The sequence below is a fragment of the Kordiimonas aestuarii genome (assembly GCF_025574465.1).
In the GTDB taxonomy this organism is placed as follows: domain Bacteria; phylum Pseudomonadota; class Alphaproteobacteria; order Sphingomonadales; family Kordiimonadaceae; genus Kordiimonas; species Kordiimonas aestuarii.
In genome coordinates this window covers 633,685-646,068 of the sequence record NZ_JAOBPP010000021.1, presented here as the reverse complement: position 1 = coordinate 646,068, position 12,384 = coordinate 633,685, and the positions used below count along the sequence as shown (strand labels likewise).

At 58.2% G+C, this 12,384-nt stretch carries 12 protein-coding genes; 4 read left to right on the top strand and 8 right to left on the bottom strand.

Features of this window, described 5'->3' with window-relative positions; genetic code table 11:
- The first annotated feature begins 69 nt into the window (after positions 1-69).
- Positions 70-639: a protein-export chaperone SecB gene (gene secB, locus OEU85_RS15620; RefSeq protein ID WP_262692447.1), complete on the top strand. Its 570-nt coding sequence runs from the start codon at positions 70-72 to the stop codon at positions 637-639.
- Positions 640-713: 74 nt separating this feature from the next.
- Here secB and OEU85_RS15615 read toward each other — a convergent pair whose 3' ends face one another.
- Complete coding sequence (locus OEU85_RS15615) at positions 714-1,385, bottom strand: DJ-1/PfpI family protein (protein WP_262692446.1); 672 nt, start codon at positions 1,383-1,385, stop codon at positions 714-716.
- Between the two features lie 108 nt (positions 1,386-1,493).
- Between OEU85_RS15615 and OEU85_RS15610 the strand changes: the two genes are divergently transcribed.
- The gene (locus OEU85_RS15610; RefSeq protein ID WP_262692445.1) at positions 1,494-2,456 is read left to right on the top strand and encodes a GlxA family transcriptional regulator; all 963 of its coding nucleotides are present in this window, start codon (positions 1,494-1,496) and stop codon (positions 2,454-2,456) included.
- Here the strand turns inward: OEU85_RS15610 and OEU85_RS15605 are convergent.
- The 5 genes from OEU85_RS15605 to OEU85_RS15585 all read right to left on the bottom strand — a co-directional run bounded on the left by OEU85_RS15605 (position 2,453) and on the right by OEU85_RS15585 (position 7,672).
- Positions 2,453-3,022, bottom strand: coding sequence for a GDSL-type esterase/lipase family protein (locus OEU85_RS15605; RefSeq protein ID WP_262692444.1), 570 nt, complete (start codon positions 3,020-3,022; stop codon positions 2,453-2,455). The genes OEU85_RS15610 and OEU85_RS15605 overlap by 4 nt on opposite strands.
- Before the next feature lie 9 nt (positions 3,023-3,031).
- Entirely contained in the window at positions 3,032-4,051 is a 1,020-nt protein-coding gene (holA, locus tag OEU85_RS15600; RefSeq protein ID WP_262692443.1) for a DNA polymerase III subunit delta, read from the bottom strand.
- Complete coding sequence (lptE, locus tag OEU85_RS15595; RefSeq protein ID WP_262692442.1) at positions 4,048-4,542, bottom strand: LPS assembly lipoprotein LptE; 495 nt, start codon at positions 4,540-4,542, stop codon at positions 4,048-4,050. The genes holA and lptE overlap by 4 nt, the downstream gene beginning before the upstream one ends.
- The gene (gene leuS, locus OEU85_RS15590) at positions 4,542-7,106 is read right to left on the bottom strand and encodes a leucine--tRNA ligase (protein WP_262692440.1); all 2,565 of its coding nucleotides are present in this window, start codon (positions 7,104-7,106) and stop codon (positions 4,542-4,544) included. Before leuS ends, lptE begins: the two co-directional genes overlap by 1 nt.
- 125 nt (positions 7,107-7,231) lie before the next feature.
- Positions 7,232-7,672 (bottom strand): DUF3576 domain-containing protein, encoded by a 441-nt coding sequence (locus tag OEU85_RS15585; protein WP_262692439.1) that lies wholly within the window; start codon positions 7,670-7,672, stop codon positions 7,232-7,234.
- Positions 7,673-7,918: 246 nt separating this feature from the next.
- Between OEU85_RS15585 and OEU85_RS15580 the strand changes: the two genes are divergently transcribed.
- Positions 7,919-8,794: a porin gene (locus OEU85_RS15580; protein WP_262692438.1), complete on the top strand. Its 876-nt coding sequence runs from the start codon at positions 7,919-7,921 to the stop codon at positions 8,792-8,794.
- Here OEU85_RS15580 and OEU85_RS15575 read toward each other — a convergent pair.
- Entirely contained in the window at positions 8,791-9,405 is a 615-nt protein-coding gene (locus OEU85_RS15575; protein ID WP_262692437.1) for a thiamine phosphate synthase, read from the bottom strand. The two genes, OEU85_RS15580 and OEU85_RS15575, sit on opposite strands and share 4 nt — an antisense overlap.
- Positions 9,406-9,474: 69 nt before the next feature.
- On the opposite strand from OEU85_RS15575, the gene OEU85_RS15570 reads away from it, so the two are divergent.
- On the top strand, positions 9,475-10,146 hold the full coding sequence (locus OEU85_RS15570; protein ID WP_262692436.1) for a YggS family pyridoxal phosphate-dependent enzyme: 672 nt from the start codon (positions 9,475-9,477) through the stop codon (positions 10,144-10,146).
- A 9-nt stretch (positions 10,147-10,155) separates the two neighbouring features.
- Here OEU85_RS15570 and OEU85_RS15565 read toward each other — a convergent pair whose 3' ends face one another.
- Entirely contained in the window at positions 10,156-12,348 is a 2,193-nt protein-coding gene (locus OEU85_RS15565; protein ID WP_262693030.1) for a pentapeptide repeat-containing protein, read from the bottom strand.
- Positions 12,349-12,384: the final 36 nt, after the last annotated feature.

Sequence of the window (12,384 nt, the reverse complement as noted above, 5' to 3'; positions counted from 1 at the left end):
TAGCCGTTTGCCCCAGATTCGCCAACCCAGGTGGTTTGGGGGGGTGGCAGACAATTAAAGAGTGAAAAAATGGCTGATAATGAATTTGGGAATGACCAAACGCCCGTAGGCGGCCCGGCACCGGCTGGTGCAGAAGGCCCACAAGCAGGCGTCATTGCACAATATGTAAAAGACCTTTCGTTCGAAAACCCGAACGCACCGGCAAGCCTTCAGGCGCTCGCTGGCGCCAAACCCGCCATTGACGTCAACGTCAATGTCGGCGTTCGCAAAATGAACGATGAAGTTTATGAGGTTGAGCTGAAGATATCCGCAAAAGCGACAGCACCTGCCCAAGAGGGTGGTGAGCAGGTTGCCTTTGTTGTTGAACTTGCCTATGGCTCCCTCTACGGCATCCGCAACGTCCCTGAAGAAGCGCTAAAGCCGTTCCTTCTGGTGCAGGCGCCGATGATGATGTTCCCGTTTGCACGCCGCATTATTGCGGATGCAAGCCGTGATGGCGGTTTCCCGCCGCTCCTTCTGGAGCCAATCAACTTCGAAGCGCTTTACCGTGCCCAGACGGCACAGGAAGCGCAACAAGCCGGGGCAGCAAATGCTGACGCGGCAAGTTCCGAAGACCCTGCCCCGATTAATCTTAATTAATCAGGCAGTAAATTTCCGAAATGCAGGCCGGCTGATGGGTTTATCTCATCAGCCGGTTTTCGTTTGGGAGGGGGTTATTCGGCAAATGCACCCGCCCGCCCGCGGCGGCGTTCCAGCCGTTCTTTCATCAGCACACCAACGGCCTGAACAATTTCGGGTTCCGCCACATTCGGGTGGCCACCGTCAAACGGCGGCTCCGGGTTATATTCAAGCCCGAGCTGAATCATTTTCGCCACCCGTTCGCCTACGATTTCCGCAACACATGTCAGAGCAAAATCGATACCGGCAGTGACACCGCCGCCCGTGATACGGTTGCGATCCTTGACCACGCGGCCCGCCGTCGGCACCGCGCCAAAGTTCGACAACATATCGACCGACGTCCAGTGTGAGGTGGCTTTAAAGCCCCTCAGCAAGCCCGCCGCACCCAAAATCAGGGAGCCGGTGCACACAGACGTCACATATTGCGCCTGGGCACCCTGGCGGCGCAGGAAAGCCAGCGTGGCTTCATCGTCAAACAGATAGTCCACATGCGGCCCACCGGGCACGCACAGCACGTCCAGGTCAGGGCAATCCTCAAGCGTCACGGTCGGCATGAGCCCGAGGCCCTTGTCGGCGGTCACAGCCTTCAGCGTTTTGGCAGCCAGATAAACCTCCACCCCCGGCACCTGGGAGAAAACTTCAAAAGGCCCGGCGAAATCCAGCTGGGTCATGTCAGGGAAGAGATAGAAACCAATTTTTATTGTCATGATATTTTCCTCGCGGTTGTCACTCGGCAACGTGGGCACCTTAGACTTGTCGGTGGATGGCGGATATGACATATTATTATTGATTTCTGCCAAGTTGTGAGTGAGTCCATGAGCAAAAAAATTGTTATTCTGTGTTTCGACGATGCCCAGATCCTTGATATTACCGGCCCCGCACAGGTTTTTGCTTCGGTGAATGAGGCGTACAACACGCCGGAGTATGACATTGTGCTCGCAAGCCCGGCTGGGGCCAGCACGCGCACAACCAGCGGCATTTCTCTTGCGACCGTGCCCTATGAGGAGATAGGCGGCCCTGTCCACACCCTTATGGTCTCCGGCGGGAACGGGACGCGCGCGACGTGTGAAGACCAGAAAGTGCTGACGTGGCTAAAGCATATGGCCGACGGCGCGGAGCGGGTTGCCAGTGTGTGCACCGGCACCTTCCTGCTGGCCGCGGCGGGCGTACTGGCGGGTCGACGCGCTGCCACGCACTGGCGCTCCACCCGCGCGCTGGCACGGCTTTATCCTGCCGTCGACGTCGACGCAGAGGCCCTCTATGTCGAAGACGGGCGTTTCTGGACTTCGGCCGGTGTCACCGCCGGTATCGACATGAGCCTTGCGATCATTGAGCGCGACCATGGGCGCCCGCTGGCCATGGGCATTGCGCGCCGCCTTGTGGTCTATGCGCGTCGGCCCGGATACCAAAGTCAGTTCAGCGCGCTTCTCGAAGGCCAGAGCAAAGGCACAGGCCTTGTGGCAAAGGCGGCCGAATGGATGGCCAGCCATATGAACGGGGCGATTACTGTGGCAGATATAGCCGATGCGGCGGGCATGAGCGAACGCAGCTTCCACCGTAAATTTGTCGCTGAAATGGGGGTGACCCCGGCACGCTATCTGGAACGCCTCAGGCTCGACAGCGCCCGCGCGCTTCTGGAACAACCGGATATCCCGGTTAAAACCGTTGCGGCGTCCTCGGGGTTTGGCTCATCGGGCAGGCTTATCCAGGTGTTTGAAAAACGTTTTGGCCTGACCCCCGGCGCCTACCGCAAGCTGCACGGCACATCCGCCGCCTAGCTTTTTAGCCACGCCTGCCATTCGGGGTGCGCCGCCACAAGGTCCGCCACAAAGCCATAGCCAGCTGCCCCCGGATGCGCGCCGTCGTTCGCCAGCGCTTCCCCGTGCCAGACATCCGCAGCATTCACATCATCGAAGATGTTTACATAGGGTGTCCTGTGGATACGGGTGAAGGTGATGAGCTGGCGGGCCATTTCGCCAATACGGTTGGTGGCTGCCCGGTCACCTGCCACCGGCAAGGGGCTGACAAATAAAACAGGCCACTTTTTGCCCGCCTCGGCCATAATGGACTTGGCGTTCTTCAGCCGGTCCACCTGCCCTACGGTAATGCGTTTGTGGTCTGTCAGCAGGCAATCATTGGCACCAAAAGAGAAAACCAGCCGGTCGAGGTTCGCGCCCTCAGCCTCAGCGCGCCAGCGCCTGAGCACATCCGTGCTGGTATCGCCGCCAATGCCAAAATTTACCGCGGTAAACCCGCTGCGCTCGGCCACGCGGCCCACCCAGCCTTTGCCGTCCGGCTCGCCCATGCCTGCGATAAAACTGTCACCAAAAAAGCCAATGCGCATCCGCCCGCCTTACCGTGCCGCTTTGGCGAGACGCAAAAGCGCGCGCGCACAGATGGTGTCTGCCGGGTTACCGGTGGTTTTGCACGCAAGTTCGGCTTCAATGAGGATATCAAGCGCGGTTTCTACCTTACGGGCAGACCAGCGGCTGACCTCCCCCATGAATTTGTCACGTTCACCGAAAAAAACCGGCGGGCGCAATTTACCCACTGCTTCCCCCGCGCTCATGCCCTGATCCATAAAGCCACGCGCCAGATGAATACGCATCATACGGTTCTGCAGCGTGCGCAAAATGGCGATGGCGCTTTCGCCGGATGTCCAGGCGCGTTCAAGGAACCGTTCAAGCTGCTTGAGGTTGCCTGCGGTTACCGCTTCCGCGATCTGGTTGAGGCCAAGCGCCGCCGTATCGCCCACACACGCCTTGGCGTCCTCAATGGTAACCTGCCCACCAGCCGAGCCCTTATAAAGCACCAGCTTATCCAGTTCACTGCGCGAGACCATGCGGTCACCGCCCAGATTATCAACGAGATAAGCCACCGCGTCCTGTGTCGCTGTCAGCCCGGCATTCCCAAGCACGGTTTGCACAAGACCCATGATGTCCTGCGCGCTGTCTTCATAACACGCGATGGCGATGGCGTTTTTGGCACCTTCCAATAGTTTCCGGAGGCTTGATGTCGGCTTGAGATCCCCGGCGGTGATCACAAGCAGGCCATCACCCGCATCGCTATCGAGCACAAGTTTGACCGCCTCGGTGGCCTCATTGCCCACGCTTTCGAGGCGCACCAGCCGCCTGCCCCCCATCATCGAGAGCGCGGCAACTTCATCAAGCAGGATACTCGGGCTTTCCTTGATATCGCTACTGCCGGGCCGGGCGACCTGAAACGGGTCGGAAAGGTCTTCACAGATCTGTTTGCCGATTTTCTCGGCACGTTCGCGCACCAGCCCGTCATCGCGGCCAAAAACCAGCACGGCCCGCATCTTCGGGTCCAGCGCCTTCAGTATGGCCGGTATATCGCGGGGTTTGGCTTTCACGGTGCCGGTTCTACCTTGGTAAAATGCAGTGCCAGTCGCCGGTGAATGCGTTCGGCAAGTTCAAGCACAAGCCTGCGCGCGCTATCTTCCCGGCGGGACAGAATGGCATAATCCGACAGCACGAGGTCATAAGATGTGGTTGCGCGCATATCTTCCTCAAACACCAGCGTTTCGCCGTTCAGGTTGATAAGCTGCACTTTGGCAAAAACCGTTAGCTGTTCCTGTGTCGCCGCGGCGTCAGGTCGAATGCCGTAGCCTTCGCTTTCCTGTGCCAGCGTGATAACAAGCCGGTATTCCGGCGTGCCGCCCGAGTTCAGCCGGTCCAGAAGCCGATTGCGCATCTGCTGGCCAAGGCGGTCGGCGATGGGGGCAACTTCCACCCCTGCCAGATGCTGCTGCATCGCCGCCGAGGAGCCGCCAGCTTCATAAAGCGGGCGAAAACCACAGGCGCCAAGCAGCAGAACAAAACCGATAGCCAGCAGCTTTTTCATTAGCCTACCACGATGTTGACGATACGGCCCGGCACCACAATCACCTTGCGGATCGTGCCCTCATCGGTGAACTTTTTAACACTGTCGGATGCCAGGGCGATTTTCTCAACCTCTTCCTTCGGCATATCTTTCGCAACTTCAATCGTGTCACGCACCTTGCCGTTCACCTGCACCGCCATCTTGACCGTGTCATCCACGGTCAGCGCCTTGATGGCTTTCGGCCACGGCGTATTGGCAACCAGTTCCTTGTGGCCCAGCTTTTTCCAAAGCTCTTCCGCGAGGTGCGGCATCATCGGGCCGACCAGTAGCACAAGCGTTTCAAGTGCTTCCCTGAGCACCTCAGGCGCACCGTCGCCGGTGCATTTGCCGCCTGCGGCATTGGCAAACTCATAAAGCCGCGCAACGGCTTTGTTGAAATGCAGGTTTTCGATATCCGCCGTCACACCCTCGATGGTTTTATGCGTGGCTTTGCGCAAAGCTTCCGCCGTCTTGGACAAGGCCTCGGGCGGTGCCGCGCCAAATGTACCAATGGGTGCTGGCGGGTTGTTCACAAGGCGGAACACGCGCTGGGCAAAGCGCCAGGCGCCCTCGATCCCGGCTTCGGTCCACAACAGGTCACGCTCTGGCGGGCTATCCGAAAGCACAAACCAGCGCGCGGTATCGGCACCGTATTGGTCGATAATATCATCGGGATCGACAACGTTTTTCTTTGACTTGGACATCTTCTCGATGCGGCCCTCAGAGACCTCAAGGCCATTATCGGTCCGGTAGAGGGAGCCATCATCGCGCGCGCGCACAACCTCGGGGAAGACCCATTCGTCGTCGCTGTCCTTGTAGGTCGCGTGGGTAACCATGCCCTGGGTGAACAGGCCTTCAAACGGCTCGTCCACATTGGTGCGACCCACATGTTTGAGCGCACGGGTAAAGAAGCGTGCATACAGCAGGTGCAAAATCGCGTGCTCAACCCCACCGATATATTGTTTCACCGGCAACCAGTCGTTCACCACGTCACTGTCGAACGGGGCCTCCTCATCCGGCGTACAGAAACGCATGAAATACCATGACGAATCGACAAAGGTGTCCATGGTGTCTGTCTCGCGCACTGCCTTCTTGCCGCAGCTTGGGCATTTGGTGTGCTTCCATGTCGGGTGATGCTCAAGCGGGTTGCCCGGCTTGTCGAAAGAGACATCCTCCGGCAACTTGACCGGCAGTTCCTCGCTTGGCACCGGCACGACACCACAATCATCGCAGTGCACAAAGGGGATAGGCGTGCCCCAGTAACGCTGGCGGGACACACCCCAGTCGCGCAGGCGGTAATTGACCGTGCGTTCGCCCCAGCCCTCGGCCTCGGCCTTGTCAATGAGCGCGGCTTTGGCGTCCACGGCGTCCATGCCGTCAAGGAAGCGGCTGTTGATCATCTTGCCGGGGCCCGTGTAGGCCTCATCGGCAATCTTGTAGCTTGCGGCGTCTTCGCCGTCCGGCAGTACCACCGGGATCACCGGCAGGTCGTATTTGCGGGCAAAATCAAGGTCGCGCTGGTCTCCGGCCGGACAGGCGAAAATCGCGCCCGTGCCGTAATCCATCAGCACAAAGTTGGCCACATAAACCGGCAGAAGCCAATCCTTGTCCAGCGGATGGCGCACATGAAGCCCGGTATTGAAGCCTTTTTTCTCCGCCTTCTCGATCGCTTCTTCGGTGGTGCCGGTTTTGCGGCACTCTTCGGCGAAGGATTTCAGCTCGGCGTTATCTTCCGCCAGCCTGGCTGCAAGTGGGTGGTCTGGCGCAATGGCGCAGAAACTGGCACCAAAAAGTGTATCGGGCCGGGTGGTGTAAACCGGCAGGTCTTCGCCTGTCTCGGCAATTTTAAAACTGAACTTCAACCCTTCGGAACGGCCAATCCAGTTTTCCTGCATCAGGCGCACTTTGTCCGGCCAGCGTTCAAGCGTCTTCAAGCCACCGAGGAGGTCTTCCGCAAAATCGGTGATTTTGAGGAACCATTGGCTCAGCTTGCGGCGTTCAACGGTGGCACCCGAGCGCCAGCCCTTGCCGTCGATCACCTGCTCGTTGGCGAGCACGGTATTGTCCACAGGGTCCCAGTTCACCCAGCTTTCCTTGCGGTACACAAGGCCCGCGTTGAAAAAGTCGATGAATATCTGTTGCTCTTTGCCGTAATACTCAGCGTCGCAAGTGGCGAACTCGCGGTCCCAGTCAATGGCAAAACCAACCTGCTTCAGCTGGTCCCGCATGTTGGCGATATTGTCGTATGTCCAGTCGGCCGGGTGCACCTTGCGTTCCATCGCCGCATTTTCAGCCGGCATACCAAACGCGTCCCAGCCCATGGGATGCAGGACCTCAAAGCCATTCGCCCGGCGAAAACGGGCCACCACGTCACCGAGCGTATAGTTGCGCACATGGCCCATATGGATGCGGCCAGAAGGGTACGGGAACATCTCAAGCACATAATATTTTGGCTTGTCCGACTTGCTGTCGGTCTTGAACGTGTTGGCCTCACGCCAGATTTTCTGCCATTTGGCTTCGGTTGCCTTTGCGTTGTAGCGCGACATGTTTTTGATCTCGGTTGGGCTCGCCGGTCAGGGACGGCATCTGTGTAACTGAAACAGCCGGGCAACCGCCCGGCATGAAGTGAATGCTTTTCTGTCTCCGGGGCCTCTTCAAGGCCCGCAGCCGCTTAACCGCGGGTGCTGATCCGGAGCTGGCGGGCACGCGCGAGGATAGCTTCTTCTATCTGCAGCGTGGTGGCCGCCTGTACAGGCACAGTGAGCCAGCTTCCACCTGTCTCCCGTTCCTGCCGTACAACAGACACACGGATCGCATCGGAGCGCAGGTCTTCAGACAGGAACTGGATTGTGACCTTCACGCGCTCGTTTGGCGCATCGGCTGTGGAATGCCAGTCTGTTGTGATCACGCCGCCCGAGGGTTCGACCCGATCGAACGGCATGAAGGACAATGTGTCAAGCGTCGCCTGCCACAGATAACCGTTTACGCCAATGGCTGTGGGGCGCGGGGCTAGCCGCTCACCCTTCTCATCACCGCCGCCAAACAATCCGGAACAGGCACCAAGCGAGAACGCCAGCGTTAGCGCCATCATGGTCCGGGCAAATTTTTGCATGCTACACCCCGTAGATTCGTTTTTATCGTCACACGGGTGCTACACCTCAAATGTGTAACAACCATGGCTTAATGCGGGTTATAACGACCATAAAAGGCGCTGACCAGTCAGAAAGTGGAACAAATAGTGGCAACGAGGACACAGAGCGCCCTATTTTTGCCCGACCATCTTGCATAGTGGGGGGTAGATTCCATACCATGTATACACGTTACGAGAGCGAGTCTCCCCAAGGTCATGAAGAATGTTTTGAAATATAGCCTAGCCGCAGCACTTGTTTGTGGCGCCTCGACAGTCTCCACTGCCGAGGATAAAGCTCGTTTTGAAGCAACCGGCTTCATGCAAAGCCTTGATCTTTTTATCGCCGAGCAGGTTTCCAAACTGCGCAGCGGCGAACAGAAAGACAAGGATGAGAAGATCAAGGATATCGATCTCAGCCTTCGAGACACCTCCGGCGCCAACGATAGCGGGTTCCTCTACCTGCGTGACCGCAGCGCGGCGGGCATGCCGGGTTCGATGATCATCCCTGGTGACCTTGGCGACCGGCCTGACTTTTCCTCGCTTCTGGCGCCAGACGGCACCGTACGGGGTTCATATGGCCAGGATATTCTCGACACCACATCACGCATGGGCATCAGCCTGCCGACAAGCGACAACCCTTATGCGCCGGGCATCGAAGTCTCGCTGGAGAGCAGCTACCGCATGTCCCTGCAAGGCATTCCCGCGCTTTCGGGCTTTAGCTCCAGCGATACAACGGAACGCAATTATAACATCGGGCTGACGGTTGGGTATTCCGGCTTCAACCTTGATGCGTCAATGATGCGGCAGGAAAGCCTGTTCGACCGGGAGATTTCCGGCTACGGCGTCGGCTTCTCCTATCAGGCATCCAGTTGGATGGCGCGGCTTTCCCTCAGCGAATACAAGGAGGGCGCGGACCTTTATGGTATCGAGAACGAAGCGCGCAATATCATCTCGGTTGAGCTGGGTGCGAGCTACCGGCTGACAGACAGCCTCGGGCTGCAGGGCGGCCTGCGCTATTATGACTATGGCAGCCGCATCATGCTGCACCCTGAAGCAGGCGAAAAATCCCAGATGGTCTTCCTTGGCGGCCGTCTGAAGTTCTAAGCGCCTGACTTATCAGACAAAAATCCATCTATACCAGCAAGGGCCGCTAGTTTTAATGGCCTCAGTTTTTTGGCCGTTGCCACGTTCACACCGCCCAGTGCGGCCACCCGCACAGGTGTGCGGAATGTGAGCCGCGCGAACCGGTGCAGGCCAAGGGCGGGGGCGCCCACATGGCTGCGTGTGCTAAACACCGGGGCAACAAGGGCAAAATCGACGCCAAGCCGCTCAGCGCGCCTGAGTGCAGCCCGGTTATGGCAGGCGGCGGTAATAAGACGAAAACCGCTCAGCACCTGACGGCGCGACAGCATGTATTCAGGCAGGTGCACCCCGTCGGCACCCACCTTTCGGGCCAGCGCTACATCGCCCGCAACCAACAGAAACTGGCGGTTCTCACGGGTTGCCGCGCACAGCTTCCGTGCATAGGTTTCGCGGTCAGCGTGGTCATAGTCCCGGCAGATGATGATGCTGCCCGGAGGCAATTTTTCAGCCACCGCAACCGGGTCGCACACCCGTGCGAGATCTGTGCAGAAAATAAGCCGCTCTACCCCCGCCGCTTTTGCAAGCGCGTGCGCGGGGAACTGCCGGTTTTTTTTTAGCACAAGCTTGACCATGCTCGCTTCCTATCACATAGGGTGCATAAGCAAAATATGAACCTGACGCGCACAAGGAAGGTCCACGCCATGATGCCCGACATCAAAGCCAATATCGACGCCGTCCACCACGAGATCAGCCGCATGTGCAAACATGTGGACACCGAAGTGAACCAGCCGAAGCTGATTGCGGTTTCCAAGGTGCAACCGCTTGAGCGGGTGCGCGCCGCCCTTGAGGCTGGTCACCGCGTCTTTGGGGAAAACCGGGTGCAGGAAGCCAGCGAGCGCTGGGGTGCGCTGAAGCCCGAGTACAGGGATGTGGAGTTGCACCTGATCGGCGGCCTGCAAACCAACAAGGCAGCAGATGCCGTAACGCTGTTTGATGTCATCCAGTCGGTCGACCGCATCAAGCTGGCAAAAGCGCTTGCACGCGAGATGGAAAAACAGGGCAAACAGCTGCCGGTTTTTCTTCAGGTCAACACGGGGCGCGAGGAACAGAAGGGCGGCTGCATGGTTGAGGACCTGCCCGCGCTTCTGGATGAATGCCAGAACCTTGGTCTTGAGGTGGCGGGGCTGATGTGTATCCCGCCGGCGGGCGAGGACCCCACCATGCACTTCGCGCTGCTGAAAAAACTGCAAAAGCGCCATGGCCTCGAGCGCCTGTCCATGGGCATGAGCGGGGACTATACGCTCGCCGCCGCCATGGGTGCGACAGACATCCGCGTCGGCACCGCCATCTTCGGCGCGCGGGATTACCGTTAGATTACCTCATCACAGGCCGGGGAATACTGAAAGCGGTGCCCTGAAGGCAATAGACCCGTCCGTGCTGCGAATGCGAAACTCTACCGGACGCACCCTGACAATTATGTCGCGCTTGCTTTTTGTTGGCAGCCGTTCGATTCCGGTGACCACAAGCGTCACCTCGGTACCCGAAGGCGGGGCGGAAAGATTAAGGGTCGCAGGCAACCGCACTCCCATCTCCCTGACAGGGTTTTCAAACACCATAATGATATTGCTGAAATCAAATGCCCCGCGCGGGGAGGGTGCAATCAGACTGGATTTTGTGTCTGCGCCAATACTGCTGAGTGCGTATGAAACCCTACTCGACCAACTTTGGGAGGATACGCTGGCGATGCTGCCAGACATCAACAACACCTGATGGTCTTGCGCGTCGGTTCTGAGCTTGGTGCCGGGACGAATTACAAATTCTGTACCCAGGGTAGCCGCCCGCCGCTCGCTCCAGCGCCGGAAGATGTTGATTGCTTCCTTTGGCAAATCATCGAAGGCGGCGTCACCGGGGAAAAACCGTGGCCATCCCGTCACAGCAAAAGTTTCCGTTTTCTTATTTTCCTCAATCCAGAAACGGGCCTGGGCTGCGCGGCCCCAATTGATGTTGTCGGAGCTCAGGACACCGTCAGCCATAAGAAGCAGCATCATAGTGTCGGAACCCAAATAGATCGGCGTGTCAACTGTCCCGAGGTCGTCGGCAACCGCTTGCATGCTATTCAACCATGCGTCCCGGTACGCTCCCGTACCGCGAACCAGAGGCCCCGCTTCATAGGCGGCCTGCCGCGCTTTTACCACGCCGATAAAATGATCGTACGCCTTTTTGGATCGACGGCCGATTTGCAGGAATGGTTCTTCGAATTGAAGTCTGAGATTAAGGGGGTAGTCCGCCTGAAAGCCAGGTGCCGCGTCGTCCGGCGTCGTACAGGGCGGCAGGCTTTTATCCGCCAGCACCTCACTCATAATGAAGCCATATGAATTGTCTTCATTCTGCCAACTCTCAAGAAAATTATCGTACCGGCTGCCCCCTTTGTAAGGCGGCCCGGATCGTTCTTCGACAAAACTGACAGAAAAGCGCCGGTCAGCAATCGGATGGCGGCAGAAACCTGCGCGCTGGCCATCGCCAAATATCTCCTGCTCTGCGACAACCGCCAGCATATTGGTGGCGCCAAACATCGCATCGGAAAGGTTTGCCCCAAGCAGTATGGCACCGGTCAAATACGCCCCGCGCAGGTCGGCACCGCGCAGGTCAGCACCGGAGAGATCAGCAAAGGCGAGGGAAGCACCGCTTAGGTCAGCGCCGGAAAAGTCCGCGCCGCTCAGGTCCGCGCCATAAAAGTTGGCCTGTTTAAGGCGGGCCCCGGCGAACAGCGCGCGGTGACCATCAAAAAAAGCCGCCTCTACCTTTTCCATTGCCGCGCCGGTGAAGTCCGCGCGGCGCGCAGTTGTTAACGCGAAATCGGTCCGGTCAAGCACACTGTTGCGCAGGCTGGCCTCATCAAGATTTAGAAAGACCTTGCGCCCGCCTGAAAAATCACCGCCATCGAGCTTGGCCCCACGGAACGAAATGCCACTGAGATCCATTTCAACAAAATCGTAACCATAACCAAGCAGGGATTCGATTGCCTCAACCTGCCCCTGATTAGACCCATTGCGGGCAGCCATTGCACGGTCCAGCACTTCAACGGCGTAAGACCTTTCCATGGTTTGTTGCACATTCTCAACCGCACCAGTCTGGTCCTCGACCGCGCCGGTGAGCACATCAAGCGCGCGTTCGACCCGATCCAGCCGCACATTCACCGCAGCCTGCAGTTTTTCAAGTGGGGGTACAACCTGCGCCATCACTCCGGTTTGCCCACCCGCCAGGGCATTGATGGTGGAAATCGGCAGCAGGATAACTACGCTCATCAAGCCATAAAGCGCCGTACTCGCTGCGCGCTGGGCTGGCTGCCCCTGAATATGCGCTCGGCGCCAAAGCCAGAAACCAGCGAGCGCGAGCAGGGCGGCGGCAGGCATCAACCATGACAACAGATCATACCATGGAGTAAGGAAATCAGACGTCAAGCCTAGAACGGCAATCACCACAGGTACTACCTTACGGCTCTTCCAGCCGGCATCACTGCGGAGCTGCGTCAGCAATGTGGTCAACGCCAAAAAAGATGCACCTCTGTTGTCCATCACCACCATCCCCCATTAAAGCCATGTTTGAATATA

Bases quoted from the DNA above. Each gene is read 5' to 3' on its own strand.
- OEU85_RS15610 (WP_262692445.1), top strand. From the start codon at position 1,494: ATGAGCAAAAAAATTGTTATTCTGTGTTTCGACGATGCCCAGATCCTT.
- OEU85_RS15615 (WP_262692446.1), bottom strand. From the start codon at position 1,385: ATGACAATAAAAATTGGTTTCTATCTCTTCCCTGACATGACCCAGCTG.
- OEU85_RS15605 (WP_262692444.1), bottom strand. From the start codon at position 3,022: ATGCGCATTGGCTTTTTTGGTGACAGTTTTATCGCAGGCATGGGCGAG.
- secB (WP_262692447.1), top strand. From the start codon at position 70: ATGGCTGATAATGAATTTGGGAATGACCAAACGCCCGTAGGCGGCCCG.
- OEU85_RS15585 (WP_262692439.1), bottom strand. From the start codon at position 7,672: ATGCAAAAATTTGCCCGGACCATGATGGCGCTAACGCTGGCGTTCTCG.
- OEU85_RS15570 (WP_262692436.1), top strand. From the start codon at position 9,475: ATGATGCCCGACATCAAAGCCAATATCGACGCCGTCCACCACGAGATC.
- OEU85_RS15565 (WP_262693030.1), bottom strand. From the start codon at position 12,348: ATGGACAACAGAGGTGCATCTTTTTTGGCGTTGACCACATTGCTGACG.
- leuS (WP_262692440.1), bottom strand. From the start codon at position 7,106: ATGTCGCGCTACAACGCAAAGGCAACCGAAGCCAAATGGCAGAAAATC.
- lptE (WP_262692442.1), bottom strand. From the start codon at position 4,542: ATGAAAAAGCTGCTGGCTATCGGTTTTGTTCTGCTGCTTGGCGCCTGT.
- OEU85_RS15575 (WP_262692437.1), bottom strand. From the start codon at position 9,405: ATGGTCAAGCTTGTGCTAAAAAAAAACCGGCAGTTCCCCGCGCACGCG.